The following is a 17,242-nucleotide window of genomic DNA, read 5'->3' as shown; positions in this document are numbered from 1 at the left end:
GTTAAGTCATTTTGAAATCATACAAGATAAATCATCCCATATATAGCTCATACCACTAGAGCAAAATCACCTATTGTTTGCCCTGCTTATCGCATTGACTCAAAGTAAAAGATGAATTACGTTAGGAAATAATAAGATATCTTTATCATTCAATTGAAAATAAAAAATACTCTAGATTTATGAAGCAATTATATGGAAATACAACCATCATGGAGATAAAATATTGCAGAAAAGTCAGGAGAATCTGGAAGAAAAATTAAGTATTCCAGTAAGAGAGTCCACACACTCTGCCCCACTGAGTCTCATGAGCATCCCACAAGGGCAACCTTCAGAACCACCTGGCATGAATGCCGAATTTTTATTGAGTTTAATTGATCCAAGACCTCTTTGTATTCCCTTCAATCGCAAGCGTGTTATTTGGTGGCTTGCATTAACCGGATTGATTGCTTCTTACGCTGTTTTAGAGTGGCAAACAGGCATTACTTCATCGATTCATCATGCCCTATCGTATTCCTCTCTGCCGCTAATGTTGCTGTTGTTGTTGTATGAGCCCTTGATGCTCGCATTCGCACTTGCCTTGGTGAAATACCCGGAACCTGAGCCAGATAGAGATCCTCTTGAGAGAGCAGAAGAAGGCCATTCCAAACAGGATAGCGCAGAATTAACCCAAGAATTGGTTCTCCAAAGAGAAGCCTACGAGCGCAATCAAGCGCTCGTCGTTTTAATCCCATGCCACAAAAGCATTGAAGTCATTCGTGAAACAGTTCTCTCGTGCCTACCTCACGTTCCTCCAAAACGCATTTATGTTGTGGATAATGGCTTAGAAGAAATTGCACCAGACGGCACTCACGAATTGATACGAACAATAAATTCAGAAGTTCGCTACGTGTATTATGGCAATACAGGAAACAAAACGATTGCACTGTTGACTGCCATACAATACATCCATCACCATCATCCAGATAACATACAATATGCCCTACTCATTGATGACGATGTTCGCATTCCAAGACAATATAAGGTTCGTTATGATTTCTTTAGTGATGAAGCCGTGCAAGGAATTGTTTATCCTTTACGCGCAATTTCTGATTTTAAACCCCATTCGCTCTTAACCCGACTACAAGATTTAGAATATCAACTCTCTGACTTGGACATGGCATTCCTTGATCGCACTCATAGTGTGATTCGTCCACATGGAGCCGCTTCACTATGGCGAATTAAAACATTAATTGAAGTGTTATTGCATCATAATGCGGTTTTTAAAGGCGACGATGTCATGATGGGTCTCATTCTCCAACGCATGCGTACCGCTCAAGGTCCTGCCAAATTACGACTTGATCTTAATTGTTGCTTTGAAACGCAAGCTCCTCATACCATCCTTGGACCTTCACCCAATTTATATGAACAGCGAGTCCGTTCCTGGAACGAAGCGCAATTTCTATACTTCTGGAACCTGTCGCTTAAACCACTATTGACGGTATGGCAAAGACCATGCCTATCCTTATTAGCCATTAAAAACCATCAACTTTATAACGTTCATGCACAATTCATGCATGTTCTTCGCTTGCCACTATTAATTGCCTTTTCCACAAGTCCGGTGTATTGGGGAATGCAGGTTGGTTCCTCTCTCCTGCAAGGCTTGTTAGTGGCTGGTTTTAATTACTTAAAATTACCCAAAGAGCGCCGCAATGACTGGATAACTGTCGGTAGTTATCCAGCATATTCCTGGCTTAATGCCAGCTTCGGCACATTATCATTTCTTAGAGTATTATTTGTTAGTGGTCCGGCCGCGCCTTATCCCAGAAGCATACAAACAAGAATCCAACATCATCAATTGGCATTGCCAAACGTCGCTCCATCTCCTAAAACGCCAGCCTCAGACATTCAATCTCAAAAAACAGCAATGACTCATTTACGCAGCCATGGATTATTTAGACCTTCAAGTTTACCGAGGCACGATGAAACCCAGGAGGCAATAGAAGAAGACATTATTGAATTTGAAAGTGTTGAAAGAAGGTCAGAATTTAATTGAAATATAAAAATGATATAGCTAGTCATTAAGCTTTTGCAATCTTCATATTGCTTTACTAACCTTAACAGGCCAATCAAACCACTATTATTTTAAGGACAGAACCATGTGGCTTTATTATCTGGATAAAATTAATTCAAGTATGGATATTATGTATGTCCTTCTAAGAACCGTCATTATTTATATCTATGCTGTTTTTTTAATCCGCGTTGGTAATAAACGATTTAATTTTGAAACAACCATTGATTTTGTTCTAATCATTATTATCGGTGCGGTATTAAGCAGAACAATCAACGGCCCCTCAACATTAATGCAAGCCATTTCAGGAAGTACGTTACTTATTTTTTTACATTGGTTATTTGCTAGATTTTCATTTAATTATCATAAGTGTAACTCCCCACGTCATCCCGAGTGCAGCGAGGGATCTGCCTGCAGTGGCACAATTTTTAAAGTAGCGATGGATACAAATCGTTCCATTCAGGATTCAATGCATTAATCAAATCATGCTTCTTTTTTCGAGACCACCCTTTGATTTGTTTTTCTCGCTCAATAGCCATGACGATGCCTGAACAAACTTCAAAATAAACCAGTCGATCCACATTGTATTTTTGGGTAAATCCAGCCACCAGTTTATTTTTGTGTTCATAAACACGGCGTATCAAATCATGGGTAACACCGGTATACAAAACATTATTGTGTTTATTGGTCAGAAGGTAAACGCAAGACTCCGTATGCATATACTATTCCTTGCTCTGTTGGACTGTATTGTTATCTCAGATTCCTGATAACACAGGGATAGTACCAGAAAATATAGATTGGATGGAACTGATAATGCTTAATCCTTGTTTACGGATCGTACTGATAAATCCTCGGATACGAGCAAATTGTTCAGCGCCTTGAGCGGTCCGAAAACCACCGGATATTTTTTGTTTGCATTTCATCATTCGTAAATCACGCTCAGCATCATTATTGGTAAATGGAACTGCCAGATCATGAAGAAACCGTAAAACGTCTTGTTTGTAATGAAATAAACGCCACAAGAGGTTGTGACCTGTCCGTCGAGGTTGTCGACCCTGTTTGCCTTTGCATAGCAATGGCGGCAGCGTTTCATGATACGCCAGCCCATCTCGAATAATCTTCTTGTAGATGTTGGTCAACCGCTTGATGCGAGCAACAGGTATTGCATGATGTTCATTAAAATGACGACAGCGAAGAGCAACACGTAATAGTCGGGTCATAGCCTGTGCCCATGGTTCTTTGTCATGCTCGGTTATTGCTTTTAATTCACGCAAGTGATGCTGGTTGCATAGGGCATGCTCCACACCTCCCAAATTGTAATAACTTTTCCAGTGATCATGAATGACGGTACCTGAAAGGCCATCCAGTAATGATTTTCATTTTGGAGATATGTGATAATAAGTTGCCGTTTTAATCGATGCCACATGCAACCATTGTGTTTTTCCGGCCACACGAAACCCTGTTTCATCCAGGTTTTTTACGGCAGCAGTTTTGACTGCAGACAATACCGATTCTTCAAATGATGCCAATGTATCAAAGGCAATCCGGTTATATCCAGTCCGTGTTGCAGTAGCCAGTTGAATTCCGTACAGGTCATAAAACAACTGTTGCAGCCTGTCTTCTGGAATAAAAAATGCTGATATTGATAATACACGCTCCAACTACGAATAACTTCACCGTATTGGACAGGGGCAAGAACACCTGCAGGAAATGCTGCTGTTATCGTTTTATTACAGCACTCGCAATATTTTACTTCAGCCTGATGTTCCGTGACTTCAATTTTGGGTAGTGGAATATCAAAAACCTGGCGCTTCACAATTCCAATCACCGGCGTTGAAACTAATGAACCATAACAATCCGGGCATGTTAGCAATACATGGTTTTTGACAATATCTGGTGATTTAATCTGTTTTAACGTTTCGCCCTTGTGGCCTTTTTGGCCACCACTGTTACGTTTCCCATTTTCACGTAGTGATGTCGTACGGCGTAGCTTGCCTAACCCGTCACTTGACGGGGGGCTTTGAGCATGTTGCTGCTATTCATGCAGCTATTTGATCATAACCGCATAATTTTTCAAGTGTTTTTTACATTAATTTAATACCTGCCAGTTGCTGGAGATCCCTCGCTGCACTCGGGATGACGTGGGGAGTTACTCATAAGTTTGGTAAATTAGTAAAAGGGAGACCCACCATTCTGGTTAAAGATGGAGAAATTATTTGGGAAGCATTGGAAAAAAATCAGGTTTCTAAAGACGATTTACTAGAAATGGTCCGAGATAAATTGCATATGATGCATTTGAATCAGATAAAAGAAGCACGCTTAGAACGTACTGGCAAGATAAGTTTTATTATAAAAAATAATAATTAATTTTATAACTTATCATCGAATGCTGGCGTGTAACTCCATAACAAACCCACCCCAAAGCTTCTGTTGCTAAACAGGGCAAACGCATCTTATGACTAAAAATAATCCTAAATATCGTCTTTGCGGTACGTGTTCTAAATCCCATATAAAGGCTCGAAAAGACAAGTTTTTTAACAAATACATATTCAAAATTTAGATGCGTTTGCCCTGGATAAATACGCTTCTCGACGTTGACATCGCCCTGCACAACACTGGTAATAAAGACTTATTGCGGCAAATGTTACACATCATGGGTGGAACAATTAGCTCACAAAATGAAAGGTGGCACCGTCTACCTTGGAACTATTAAAATGAAGTACGCTTGCCAATACCTGGAACGTTATCAGAAAGCAGGCCACAGCACTTTGCTCGAACCTCTCTACCAACAACTCATCAAAGTCTTACAGGATACCAAACAATACCTTCAGCAATGGCCTGAATGCCAATGATGTCATGTCCATTCTTATTGCCATAATGACGACCGTCCTTTAATGATCTTCCATAGCATTTTAATAAACTCAATCGTTTTGCTGCCGTTAAGAGGGAGTTGCACAACGCCCTCATTGGCTATAAAATTGCCACTTTGTTTAACTGCCTTTGCCATTTAATCGTGCCACTTAACATAAAAAACTCTATTTGCCTCAATCAAGACATTCTGGATGCTGCTAATCATTTTAAGTCCCTCATACTATCTGAAACTCAGGGGATGAAGCATGTTTTACCGCGAATTGAAAAAACGATGCGCACCATGCCTCTATCAAGCTGTATAGCCGTTTGTGTTTATGTGGTATTCCATCATTTTTATGAGCAAGAGTTGCATCAAGAAGAACGTTTTTTGGATGCATTCAGTAATCTCAAGATGACTCAACTTCGGCATAAAAGTCATTATTACGAAAAACAGCTCAAAGATGCATTGCAAGATGCGAAAGTAAAACAAAGACGACTCTTAAGTCAAAGTTTTTTTGATTTAAGCAAAGCTATTGAACAAGAAAAGTCTGTTTCAGCGCAGGTTACTCAACTTGAGCGAGACGTGGCTAAATCTTCTCAAAACACCTTATCTCATTTTCTTTTCATTGCAGATATTGTTCTTTATCTTGAAGAGCACAATGAATTAACGAAAGACCAGCAACATCTCAAAAAGAAAATGCTGCAAGACCCGATAACTTTCATAAAAGATCTTGTTCCTTCATTGCTGCAACTTTGCGAATTGGCTTACAGTAAAAAAGAAGATGTTGAAGCCCAAGAAAAGGCAATTTCACAATTTAATGCCGTTATTGCAAATATAGTAAGCATTCTCAATATTCATATGCCTGAGCATGAAGCATGGCTTCTTAACTTACAACATATGCTCGTTGAAAGATTCATCGAAAAACCATGTGACACATTACCCAGCTCACCGTCCTTTGTTGTATGTTGATCACCAAACCCACGGTTAATCCATTCATAAGACAAAGAATATCCCGCATCAAGCAATGCAGATTCTGACAGCAATTCTGGTGGAAATTTAATTCTAAAATCTAGCATTGGGAGAAGTTTAGAGACGAGGTACCATGGCTGTCAATTCTGCCACATATTACTTGGCATATGACGTAATAACACGTCCAGACTTTTAGCCAACTCACTCTTTTTATGCTATTTACTTTAATAACATCCTTAAGTAAAAATGTTTATGAAAAATTATCGTCATGTGGCACAAGGAGAGTTTTTTGTTACGACTGATCCAAATACGGTTTTGATAACAATTGGCATGACAGAATGCATCGCCATAGCATTTATTGACAGAACGAATCCTAGTAATCGACTGTTGGCGCATCTTGATGGACAAATTTTATCTGATTTTGCTAATGCTCAAGAAAATCTTTTAACTTTAAAAAAAGCATTTATTGATAAAACCAAAGCAACGGAATTTGATGTTTATTTATTCGGTGGTCAACGAAAACTGAGAAATTACAGGATTCTTCTTCCAAAAATGCATGAGGTTCAATTACCCATAACATATTCTTTAGATATTAATGAATTTTGTCAGCGATACAATGCAAGTTCTCGCACTAAAATTAATCCTATTTCTGCCTGTTGCACGCTGATTTGCGAAAACACTTTGAAGCCCCTTTACACCAATTATGAGGCTAATTATTTTGTTCCATTTATGTCGGAAAGTGATTTACTGGAAGGAAATGGGCTTTTAGAACGACAAGAAAGAGATGAATATAAACAATTTATCCAAGCCAATGAATACATATTGTCAAAAGATCCAAGTGCCGCTCAACGACTTAGAACATCTGCTGATAAAGATTGGATACAAGAGCATAGTGCTCTCACAACAAAAAAATTTTCAATTTGATTTGAAAATAGCAAACATCATTCTTTGGTTAATTTTAACCAATTACTTTGGACAATCTGACAGGTTAAGAAAAGGTTACAATCCGTTAAAAACGGAACTTTTAAAAGCCCCATCAGGTCAAACTGATAGAGCTTTTTAAAAAGTTACTCACTATCTTACTTGGCAGCAGCGGCTTTCTTTTCTTTTTCTTTGGCGATCACTGCTTCAGCTACGCTGGTTGGACAAGCAGCATAGTGAGAGAATTCCATTGAAAATTGACCACGGCCAGAGGTAAGGGTGCGCAATGTACTGATATAACCAAACATTTCTGAAAGAGGAACATCAGCCTTAATGCGTACACCAGCTGCACTGGGCTCTTGGCCCAAGATCATGCCACGACGACGGTTCAAGTCACCAATTACATTACCGACATCATCTTCTGTACTATAAACGTCAACCTTCATAATTGGTTCAAGCAATTGTGGAGCAGCTTTTGGCATCGATTGACGAAAAGCACCTTTTGCTGCGATTTCAAATGCAATTGCTGAGGAGTCAACGGCATGGTAAGCACCATCGGTGAGGTTAACGACAACATCCAATACAGGGAACCCAGCCAAAGTGCCGGTGTCCATCATCGAGCGGAAACCTTTTTCAATTGCAGGGAAGAATTCTTTAGGCACATTCCCACCCACAACAGAAGTGATGAAAGTGAATCCGGTATTTGGCTCACCTGGTTCAATAGTGTAGTCAATTTTACCGTATTGACCTGCACCACCTGATTGTTTCTTGTGAGTATAGCTGTCTTGAATCGATTTGGTTATGGTTTCGCGGTAAGCAACTTGAGGCTGACCTACGATTAACTCAACATCGTATGTACGTTTCAGAATATCCACTTTAATATCAAGATGTAATTCACCCATACCACGAAGAATGGTTTCACCCGAATCTTCATCCGTTTCTACTCTAAACGTTGGATCTTCTGCAACCATTTTCCCGATAGCGATACTCATTTTTTCGGTTGAGCCTTTATCTTTTGGTGTGACAGCAATAGAAATAACTGGCTCAGGGAAAACCATCGCTTCCAGTGTGCACTCATGATTAGGATCGCAAAGAGTATGACCGGTTCGAACATTTTTCATACCTACGATAGCGATAATGTCGCCTGCTTCAGCACTTTGCAATTCATGACGCTCATTTGCTTGCATTTCAACCATACGGCCGATACGTTCCGTTTTACCAGTAAAGGAGTTAAGGATAGTATCCCCTTTATTCAATCTTCCTGAATAGATACGTACGAACGTTAACGCACCAAAACGGTCATCCATAATTTTGAATGCCAAAGCACGGAATGGCTCATCAGGAGAAACAATAGCGAATTCACCATTTGGCTCACCTTCAGCATTAGTCAAAGGCTGTGGATTCACTTCATGAGGAGCAGGTAAATAGTCAACCACGGCATCCAACAACAGCTGCATCCCTTTATTTTTAAAGGCTGAACCGCAATACGTTGGGAAGAAAGCTAATTCAAGCGTACCTTTACGAATACAACGCTTAATTTCTTCGATTGCAGGCTCTTCTCCCTCTAAATAAGCCATCAGCAAATCATCATCCATTTCAAGGGCCGTCTCAATTAATTGAGCACGATACATTTCAACGTCATCATGCATGTCTGCTGGTACATCAGTAATCTTATAATTTTCTGGCAGGCCAGTTTCGTCCCAAACATATGCTTTACGGGTTAATAAATCAACAACCCCAACGAAGGTGTCTTCAACACCAATAGGCAAGGTCATAATTAAAGGATTTGCACCCAATACTTTTTTAATTTGCTCAGTCACTTTCAAGAAATTCGCACCAACACGATCCAGCTTGTTTACGAAAATCAAACGAGAAACTTTTGAATTGTTCGCATAGCGCCAGTTGGTTTCTGACTGAGGCTCAACACCGCCGGAGCCACAGAATACCCCGATACCGCCATCGAGTACTTTCAGTGAACGATATACTTCTACAGTGAAGTCAACGTGTCCTGGGGTATCGATGATGTTGAAGCGATGACCTTTCCAGAAACAACTTACTGCTGCTGACTGGATGGTAATACCGCGCTCAGCTTCCTGTACCATGAAGTCGGTTGTTGATTCACCATCATGAACCTCACCTATTTTATGGATTCTACCAGTGAGTTTAAGAATACGTTCGGTGGTGGTGGTTTTTCCGGCATCTACGTGGGCGAAGATACCAATGTTTCTATAAAGGTTTAAATCAGTCATAGCACTCTTATAAAATTTAATGGATAAAAAATTGTCACATATTGTACAGTATTTTATCCGGATTTGCATCAAAACTTATTCTATTTACCGTTTTTATGATTATTTTGCCTTTGGCTTACAAACATAACCGCTAACACTCACTACAAAATTAAGCGTGGTAAAATACAAACAAGAAGAATTTTAATAGTGATACATCCATCAAATCCGGTTAAAAACAACAACTTATCTTTTATTTTCAAAAAGTTAATATATTTAAAAAATATAGGTTTACGACACTAAACTTAAATAATTAAAACCTTAGCTCCAGGGTTGGCTTTTACCCAATTCGCCACATACTCGATGTAGTTATTTTTACCAACAGCAATGCATCCACGCGTTGAGCTTGGTAAATTGTTTAACCAGCTAAATCCACTAGACGACTGCGTTGGCCCATGGATCCCTACATCTCTACCAGTATATCCTGCAGCTAATTGCTTTGAAGTCGGATAGAGAATTGGAATAAAGACTTTAAATTGATTGGATTTTCTTGGATAAGCCAACCCATATAAACCAATTGGAGTTTTATTATCACCCGCTCGTTTTTTACCAACGCCTTTATATCCGAGAGCGACTTTAAAGGTCTTAATGACAGTGCCTTGTTTACAAATATTTAAAATTCGCTTTGCAGTATGCACATTGATTCCGTTTGATAAAGGACAAGTCGCCGTATTAGCAAATAAAGCAACTGGAAAAAAAATAGAGATCATGAAGAGAATTGCTTTTATTTTCATATTAATAGACAAAATTTATTGAAATTGGTTAATAATTATTCCATAGTATTCCATTTATTCATAGGGTTGGCAGACGAAATCTTTCACCAACAGTCATAGCAAGAGAGCCTAATATTGTGAGCTATTAAGTCTATCTCTGAATTTGTTGTTTCCAAAGACAATCAAATAATTACATAAAATGCCCTGTAAATTGCATAATCTTAAAGTAATACTATATTTTACGTAGTTGATTATTTTGCTTCTGATATGAAAATATTAATTGCATTTGTGTTGCTGATATTTAATATAAATTACTGCTGGGCGCTACGCTGCAACGGACAGCTAGTCTATGAAGGTGATAAGCAAAAGATAGTATTGAGTAAATGTGGCGAACCTCAGGCTAAAAAAACACTTAGTACCACGCAGGCTTTATATAATGAAGAAGGGGTAAAATTTGGTTTTGCCCCTTTTCTTACCGAAGTGTGGACTTATCATAAGTCTCCCCAGGATTTCGTTTATAAAGTATATTTTACCAATAAAGTTGTGACTTCAATAACGGCTAATTTACCGTCTCCATAAAAAACAATCTACATTATTCGCCTGTCAGCCATTCAACTATAGCCGTCAAGATCACAGAATGGCCAAGAATATTTTGGCTTGTTTTTATCCATATTGGATTTTTTTGTGTTACAATAATTACCTTTTTTATTATCCTATATTTACAAGGAGTTATGTGGTTAAAAAAAATATATTTAGCTGCTTTATTGTGGGGGATGATAATCTCACTATCCAATGTGCAGAAATAATATTAGCGGCAAACCACAAAATACTAGGATTAATCTCTGCATCAAACGATATTAAAACATGGTGTGTTACTCATTCCATTCCTTATATCAGCAACATTAAAGAACTTGAGACTCGTTATAAGGCTCACCTCTTTGATTTTCTTTTTAGCATCGTAAACAGCAAAATCTTGCCTCAAAGTATTTTAAGGCTCCCTCGTTATTACGCAATAAACTATCATAATTCGCCATTGCCCAAATATGCAGGATTATATGCTACGACATGGGCAATTTTAAATGGAGAAACACGCCATGCGATTAGTTGGCATAAAATGGAGGAAATCGTTGACGCAGGTTCTATTTTAAAACAACCGTCGTTTCCAATAGAAGATGAAGACACAGCTCTGAGTTTGAACTTAAAATGCTATGAACATGCGGTTTCGTCCTTTCGTGAACTTATTCATGAGATAGCAACTAATACTATTTCCCCTACCCCGCAAAATTTATCTGTCCGCTCTTATTATGGACTGAGGAACAAACCAAAAAATTTTGGATTTATTTCATGGGAACAGTCGGCTGAACAGATTGATAGGTTGTGCAGAGCATTAACGTTTGGGCAATACCCCAACCAACTCGCAACACCAAAAATCATCATTAAAGAGAACGCTTTTGTAATTAATTCCTATAAAAAATTAAATAAATGCTCTGGGATAAAACCTGGAAGCATTGTATCGATTTCAGATAAATGCATACAAATTTCCACGAAAACAAACGATATTGCCATATTAAAGTTGACTGATCTTAATGGCAAGGAGCAAACAATTAATGCCTTAGTTCATAGATTTGGACTTATGGTTGATTCGTCACTGGATTCTATTAATAACGAATTAATTGCAAAATTAAGTTTGAGTCCTGCTCAAAACCCTACGGCCGAAAAATTTTGGATTAAGGAGTTTTTAGATGCGACTCCCGAGACCAACTTTTTATCTCCCTTGTTAAAGCTGGGGAATTCCTCTTGCAACAGCCAAAAAATCACGCCTATCTCTAAGCCATTACTCAAACAAATAAATAGATTGACCAATGCATCCAATGATTCAAAAAATGTTCTATTAACCACAGCTCTAGTCTATTTCTATCGATTAAATAATTATAAAAATTTATCCATAGCATTTAGTCATGAAGCATTAAGAACGACCTATGCTGATTTAAGTCTATTCTTATCCGATTATGTGCCATTAACCACCCATTTTGACAGTAACATGACGTTTAGACAGGCCCTTCAAGTCGTCTCTGATAGCTATACTAAATTATCTCAAAACAAAACCTTTGCTAAAGATATTTTTATTCGTTATCCAGAATTAAGCGACTCCCTCCATCCAATGGAAGTGAGTGTTGTATTTATAGACAAAGCGAACCCTACTAAATGCCATGTTGATTCGCCATTAACTCTCTACTGTTTTGAAGACGGTTCTGGTTTATACGTCCACCATAAAGCTCAAAATTTATCTACTATCTTATCTCATAATTTTTTAGAAAATATTAATGGTCATCTTTTGACTCTATTAGAGGATGCCATCAACAGCCCTAATAAGAAATTGTTTGAACTATCCCTCTTGGGCACGGAAGAAAAAAATAATCTGGCCATGTGGAATAATACTCAATCCAATTTTGATAAGAGGAAACCTTTACATCACTATTTTGAAAAACAAGTCCTAAAAACCCCGCATGCGATTGCTGCAGTCTTTGAAGACAGCTCATTAACTTATAATGAGCTAAACCAAAAAGCGAATACTCTCGCTCATTATTTGAGAAACCAAGGTGTACAACCCAATCAATTGATAGGGATTTGTTTAAACCGTAGCTTAGAAATGATTGTGAGCATCTTAGGCATATTAAAATCAGGAGGAGCATATCTTCCGCTAGATCCTAATTATCCTGATGATCGTATCACCTATATGCTCCGTGATAGCCAATGTCATTGGTTAATAATGGATAAAGAGTCCATCAAAAACAAACCTCAAGAATGCGGTAAACCCATACTGGAAATCAGTTCTATCTTGAGTCAGAACACACCTTTCCAGGAAAACCTGGAACACCTCAATAAACCGTCAGATTTAGCCTATGTGATCTATACATCAGGAACCACTGGAAATCCCAAAGGAGTTGCTATCCCACATAAAGCCATTTGTAATCACATGATCTGGATGAAAAAAACTACGCTTTTCAAAAATCTGATGTGTTTCTACAAAAAACCCCTTTTTCATTTGATGCCTCGGTTTGGGAATTTTTCATGCCTCTTTTTGTTGGTTCTAAGCTCATTATTGCGCCCAATCATGCCCATACCAGCCCTACACAACTAATTAATTTAGTTCAGAAACATCAAGTCAGTGTGTTGCAATTAGTTCCCTTCATGTTGAAGGAACTAATAATAACCGACGGTTTTCATGCATGCACATCATTACGCCATGTATTTTGTGGTGGTGAAGCCCTAAACCCTGAAACCATACATACCTTTTTTAAACAGAATTTCGCTGGTTCAAAACTACATAACCTCTATGGCCCAACCGAATGCACGATTGATGCGGTTTCCATCACATGCACTGAAGGAGATGGAATACATGATGGAAGTCTTATCGGTCAACCGATTAATAATACTCAAGTGTATGTCTTAGATAACCACATGCAGCCTGTTCCTATAGGCATAACAGGCGAACTCTACATTTCTGGAGAAGGATTAGCACAAGGTTACTTAAATAATCCCAACGCTACAAAGGAAAAATTCCTGGTAAATCCTTTTGGAAAAACAACACAAAATAGATTATACAAAACAAGTGATTTAGTGAAATGGAACTCTAATGGCGTTTTAGAATATCACGGTCGTTGCGATAGCCAAGTGAAAATTAGAGGTTATAGAATCGAATTAAATGAGGTGGAATTTTCTATCGCTAAGATTCCAGCCATTCGTCAGTGCATTGTCGTTCCTGAGTTGAATCAACATGGATCGATGTCATTATCAGCATATCTTGTCATAAATAAAGAAACGGACTTCAATGCTACGTACATTCGTGCTCAATTAAACAAAACACTTCCAGAACATATGATACCAAGTCGGTTTTTTGAAGTAGATCACTTATTAAGTACTCCTGGAGGTAAACTTGATAGAAAAAACATTCCTAAACCCTTAAGACAACTTGGTTTGGAACATCAAAGCAGAGAACCACGCACTGAATTCGAGCATGGACTTAAAAATTATGGTGTACTTCCTTAAAATTAGATCATATCGGAATTGATGATGATTTTTTTAACTTAGGTGGTAATTCATTATCAGCAATGGAAATCATATCGTCGATTAAAGATAGATTTGATGTAAACGTAACGATTAGAACCATCTTTGAGTACCCCACAATTTACAGCTTATCCGCAGCAATAGAAAAACTTCAGGGCGATATTACTGCCGAGCTAACTGATGATCATCGATCTAACGTTCCTGTTGTGCCCATTAAAAAAGAGGGTAGTGCCCCCCCTCTATTTTTAATTCATCCCATTGGAGGCAGCGTATTTTGGTATAAAAGACTTGGCAAATACCTTGATACAAAACAACCTTTATATGGAATACAAGATCCTGGGCTAGATAAGCATGATTTCATCTTTCATAATCTCGAAGAAATGGCAAGTTACTACATCAATGCAATACAAACCATTAAACCCAAGGGCCCTTATTTATTAGGTGGAGCATCTTTTGGCAGCACAGTCGCTATTGAAATGTCTAAACAATTACAAGAACAAGGTGAACATATAATTGCTATCCTCTCTCTTGATGGATGGGCCTATTACCCTTCTTTGCAAAACGATGAGCTTTATTTTCAGAAAATGATGCAAGCGCAAAACGCAAGGCTTTTAAAAAATTACCTAGAACATAATATCGCCAATGCCCAATTCTTACTGGAACTTCAATGGCATAGGGAACAAATGCTAACTCGCTATCAATTACCTTTGATTCAAACAAAATTTATTTTATTTAAGGCAAAAGAACTCTCTGAGATGTTTCAGTATGAGGCAGATTTGAATTGGTGGGAAAATTATGCAAAACACTCTATTGACCTTTATACAGTACCAGGAGATCACGAAAGCATGTTCTCTGAGCCGAATCTCCAAAACTTAGCAACTAAAATGAATAAAGCACTCAACAAACTGCTCTTTGAGTTTGGTAATTTTACCAAGACGACGGGCGATTTCTTAATGGAATCCACGTCCTCTTAAGCCTCATCTCTTTTATTTTCCTGTTGCCTAAATTTGTTTATTCCTACACCCTGTCTTATGATTTATATAAGATTCTCTTTATATAACATTGTATTAGGTCATTTCCTAAGTTTAAACATATAAATTCATTCTTGGCTTGTGCAACAACGCTACACTCAAGATGACAAGGACTTAGATGAATAAAAAAAACAAATCAAAAAACAAAGCTCCCCAAGAGGAAAATAATGAATTCACTTATCATGAAATAGCCTATCAAATGCTAACTGGGCATGTTTTTGAAAAAAACAAAACCACACAAACAGATGTAAATACCATTTACCGGTACATAGAAAATATCTTGGCGCAAATACCCGTGAGTGTTGATTGGATGAACAGGGATTTTGTGTATCTAGGCTGCACCAACAGCATGGCTAAATTGTTACGGCTTAAATCAAGGCATGACATTGTTGGGAAAACTTATGCTGATCTCTTTGATGAAAAATCAGCCTCTTATTATAAGAGAGCCGATAGAATCGTGATGGAAAAAGGTACTCCTTTACTATTAGAAGAGCCATTATACCACCCTGACGGCAAGCAAGAGATTTATTTATCCCAAAAAGTACCGCTTCACGACTTACAAGGCGAAATCATTGGTATGCTGGGTGTTTCAGTAGATATTACTGATCGAAAAAAAATGGAAGAGGAATTACATTTCGCAAAAAATCAGGCAGAAACCGCAAGCCAAGCCAAAACTGAATTTCTGGAAAACATGCGCCACGACATCAGAACACCACTCACAGGCATTGTAGGCTTTTCCGACATTATTAAATCAGAAGCCGAAAACCCGAATATTAAAGAATATGCGGATAATCTGGTCGCATCCAGCCACGCTCTACTTTCATTGATGGATGAAGTACTTGAAGCAGTTCGTGTAAGTTCTGGTGAAATTCCAGGAGTCAAAAAAAAGTTTTCTTTAAAAAAGACACTGCAACACATCATTGATTTAAACAAAGCTAAAGCGCTCAGCAAACACCTTGATTTACAATTTGATTATGATGAGTCACTCCCTAATTATGTCATAGGAGATAACGTCCGAATTCACCGTGTTGTGCTTGAATTAGTATCGAATGCTCTTAATTTTACCGATACAGGATTTGTAACCGTTAAAGTAGAGTTTGCTAAAAAAGAAGACTCAAAACTTATTATTAAAATCATCGTAAAAGATAGCGGGATAGGCATACCTCCTGAAAAAAAGCAGGAAATTTTCTTGCAGTTTAAACGTCTCACCCCTTCCTATCAGGGAATCTATAAAGGAGCCGGTCTTGGTTTGTCTGTGGTGAAACAATTTGTTGATGATATTCAAGGTGAAATCTACGTTGAAAGCCAACCTAATAAAGGTTCCATTTTTACGTGTATTATTCCACTGCAAAAACCTTTATTAGACGATGACAGTGGTGTTGAACAGGACGATTCTCTGGCTGATGATTTATCCACCAAAACGGGGGCGGTACCTCAAAGTTTATTTGCAACAAAAGAGTCCAAGGAATCAGCATCCAAATATCGTGTATTAATCATTGAAGACAATTATATTGCCCAAATCGTAGCCAAAAAAATTCTAGCCCAATTACATGGTGACTCAGACATTGCTGAAACAGGTAAAAAAGCGGTCGAGCTATGGAAACAAAACCACTATGATTTAATTTTCATGGATATAGGACTACCTGATTTGGATGGTTATGAAGTAACTCACTTGATTCGTGTGCAAGAATTGACAAGCAACACCCATGTCCCAATCATAGCACTCACGGCACATGCCGGTGATGAAAATAAAAAACGCTGCATTGATGCTGGAATGAATGCCGTGCTTACTAAACCACTGACTATAAAAAGCTGTACGGATATCGTTGATGCTTTTATACCGGGGCGGCATAAAGAAGAAATGGCACAAAGTACTGATCATTATCTATCTGATTTACCAGAACATGAGGAAGGATTGTTTAATTTATCTGAATTTTCAACCCTGGACATTGAAGAAGGAATTAAAACCACTGGGAATGAATCCATGTTAGCTGAAATGCTAACCTTTATGATCAATGATTCATTGCCCAATGATTTAGCCCTGATGAAAGCCGCTTATGAATCTCATGATTGGGACAAAACCCAACAACTTGCTCATAAAATTAAAGGAGGTGCTGTATACGTTGGCACCATTAAAATCAAAATGGCTTGTCAGTTCCTTGAACGTTATTGGAAAACTGGTCAGCGTGATTTACTGGAAAAACTATACCATCAAGCCGTGGCCACCATTGAAGAAAGCATGCAAGAAATAAAACGTTGGTTAGGGAATCAATAAATCAGCAATACTTAATAAAACTTCCACCAATTGCAATGATCAGTGGCGTTTAAATAGATGATTATTGATCAAGATTAGACAG

At 38.1% G+C, this 17,242-nt stretch carries 13 protein-coding genes and 3 pseudogenes; 11 read left to right on the top strand and 5 right to left on the bottom strand.

Translation table 11 applies throughout. The annotated features are described in order from the left end of the window. Positions 1–223: 223 nt before the first annotated feature. Positions 224–2,032 carry a glycosyltransferase family 2 protein gene (locus LOA_RS01275; protein WP_025384804.1) on the top strand — a complete coding sequence of 603 codons (1,809 nt, stop codon included), beginning with the start codon at positions 224–226 and terminating at the stop codon, positions 2,030–2,032. Between the two features lie 103 nt (positions 2,033–2,135). Continuing rightward, positions 2,136–2,414, top strand: a pseudogene (locus tag LOA_RS01270) (DUF421 domain-containing protein); the annotation flags it as partial. Between the two features lie 61 nt (positions 2,415–2,475). Here the strand turns inward: LOA_RS01270 and LOA_RS01265 are convergent. The 3 genes and pseudogenes from LOA_RS01265 to LOA_RS16110 all read right to left on the bottom strand — a co-directional run. Beyond that, positions 2,476–2,766 carry a GIY-YIG nuclease family protein gene (locus LOA_RS01265; protein WP_025384802.1) on the bottom strand — a complete coding sequence of 97 codons (291 nt, stop codon included), beginning with the start codon at positions 2,764–2,766 and terminating at the stop codon, positions 2,476–2,478. A 36-nt stretch (positions 2,767–2,802) separates the two neighbouring features. Next, positions 2,803–3,708, bottom strand: a pseudogene (tnpC, locus tag LOA_RS14310) (IS66 family transposase). Positions 3,709–3,791: 83 nt separating this feature from the next. Then, positions 3,792–3,920: pseudogene (locus LOA_RS16110) on the bottom strand (IS66 family transposase zinc-finger binding domain-containing protein); the annotation flags it as partial. 263 nt (positions 3,921–4,183) lie between these two features. Between LOA_RS16110 and LOA_RS01250 the strand changes: the two are divergent. The 4 genes from LOA_RS01250 (at position 4,184) to LOA_RS01235 (ending at position 6,791) form a co-directional block, all read left to right on the top strand. Then, positions 4,184–4,414: a YetF domain-containing protein gene (locus LOA_RS01250; RefSeq protein WP_025384801.1), complete on the top strand. Its 231-nt coding sequence runs from the start codon at positions 4,184–4,186 to the stop codon at positions 4,412–4,414. Between the two features lie 290 nt (positions 4,415–4,704). After that, positions 4,705–4,899 carry an Hpt domain-containing protein gene (locus LOA_RS01245; protein WP_042238623.1) on the top strand — a complete coding sequence of 65 codons (195 nt, stop codon included), beginning with the start codon at positions 4,705–4,707 and terminating at the stop codon, positions 4,897–4,899. 161 nt (positions 4,900–5,060) lie between these two features. After that, the gene (locus LOA_RS01240; RefSeq protein ID WP_147370101.1) at positions 5,061–5,867 is read left to right on the top strand and encodes a hypothetical protein; all 807 of its coding nucleotides are present in this window, start codon (positions 5,061–5,063) and stop codon (positions 5,865–5,867) included. 252 nt (positions 5,868–6,119) lie between these two features. Continuing rightward, the gene (locus LOA_RS01235) at positions 6,120–6,791 is read left to right on the top strand and encodes a hypothetical protein (RefSeq protein ID WP_025384799.1); all 672 of its coding nucleotides are present in this window, start codon (positions 6,120–6,122) and stop codon (positions 6,789–6,791) included. Positions 6,792–6,946: 155 nt separating this feature from the next. On the opposite strand, the gene fusA is transcribed toward LOA_RS01235, so the two are convergent. Continuing rightward, a complete protein-coding gene (gene fusA / locus LOA_RS01230) occupies positions 6,947–9,037 on the bottom strand; it encodes an elongation factor G (protein ID WP_025384798.1) in 2,091 nt (696 codons plus the stop codon). Positions 9,038–9,318: 281 nt separating this feature from the next. Next, positions 9,319–9,807 (bottom strand): L,D-transpeptidase family protein, encoded by a 489-nt coding sequence (locus LOA_RS01225; RefSeq protein WP_025384797.1) that lies wholly within the window; start codon positions 9,805–9,807, stop codon positions 9,319–9,321. Positions 9,808–10,053: 246 nt separating this feature from the next. On the opposite strand from LOA_RS01225, the gene LOA_RS01220 reads away from it, so the two are divergent. The 5 genes from LOA_RS01220 to LOA_RS01210 all read left to right on the top strand — a co-directional run bounded on the left by LOA_RS01220 (position 10,054) and on the right by LOA_RS01210 (position 17,160). After that, positions 10,054–10,365: a DUF2845 domain-containing protein gene (locus LOA_RS01220; RefSeq protein ID WP_025384796.1), complete on the top strand. Its 312-nt coding sequence runs from the start codon at positions 10,054–10,056 to the stop codon at positions 10,363–10,365. 154 nt (positions 10,366–10,519) lie between these two features. Further along, positions 10,520–12,928, top strand: a complete 2,409-nt coding sequence (locus tag LOA_RS13515; protein WP_052335863.1) for an AMP-binding protein — start codon at positions 10,520–10,522, stop codon at positions 12,926–12,928. Further along, positions 12,859–13,836: an amino acid adenylation domain-containing protein gene (locus tag LOA_RS13510; RefSeq protein ID WP_052335862.1), complete on the top strand. Its 978-nt coding sequence runs from the start codon at positions 12,859–12,861 to the stop codon at positions 13,834–13,836. Before LOA_RS13515 ends, LOA_RS13510 begins: the two co-directional genes overlap by 70 nt. An 11-nt stretch (positions 13,837–13,847) precedes the next feature. Next, entirely contained in the window at positions 13,848–14,828 is a 981-nt protein-coding gene (locus tag LOA_RS13505) for a thioesterase domain-containing protein (RefSeq protein WP_338010475.1), read from the top strand. 175 nt (positions 14,829–15,003) lie between these two features. Continuing rightward, positions 15,004–17,160, top strand: a complete 2,157-nt coding sequence (locus tag LOA_RS01210) for an ATP-binding protein (RefSeq protein ID WP_025384795.1) — start codon at positions 15,004–15,006, stop codon at positions 17,158–17,160. Positions 17,161–17,242: the final 82 nt, after the last annotated feature.

This window comes from Legionella oakridgensis ATCC 33761 = DSM 21215 (genome assembly GCF_000512355.1).
Classification (GTDB): Bacteria; Pseudomonadota; Gammaproteobacteria; order Legionellales; family Legionellaceae; genus Legionella_A; species Legionella_A oakridgensis.
The sequence above is the reverse complement of the archived record's forward strand: the minus strand, read 5'-3'. Positions and strand labels throughout refer to the sequence as shown.

Coding starts and splice junctions, on each gene's coding strand:
- LOA_RS01265 (WP_025384802.1), bottom strand. CDS start 2,766: ATGCATACGGAGTCTTGCGTTTACCTTCTGACCAATAAACACAATAAT.
- LOA_RS01250 (WP_025384801.1), top strand. CDS start 4,184: ATGACGTGGGGAGTTACTCATAAGTTTGGTAAATTAGTAAAAGGGAGA.
- fusA (WP_025384798.1), bottom strand. CDS start 9,037: ATGACTGATTTAAACCTTTATAGAAACATTGGTATCTTCGCCCACGTA.
- LOA_RS01235 (WP_025384799.1), top strand. CDS start 6,120: ATGAAAAATTATCGTCATGTGGCACAAGGAGAGTTTTTTGTTACGACT.
- LOA_RS13510 (WP_052335862.1), top strand. CDS start 12,859: ATGCCTCTTTTTGTTGGTTCTAAGCTCATTATTGCGCCCAATCATGCC.
- LOA_RS01210 (WP_025384795.1), top strand. CDS start 15,004: ATGAATAAAAAAAACAAATCAAAAAACAAAGCTCCCCAAGAGGAAAAT.
- LOA_RS01220 (WP_025384796.1), top strand. CDS start 10,054: ATGAAAATATTAATTGCATTTGTGTTGCTGATATTTAATATAAATTAC.
- LOA_RS01225 (WP_025384797.1), bottom strand. CDS start 9,807: ATGAAAATAAAAGCAATTCTCTTCATGATCTCTATTTTTTTTCCAGTT.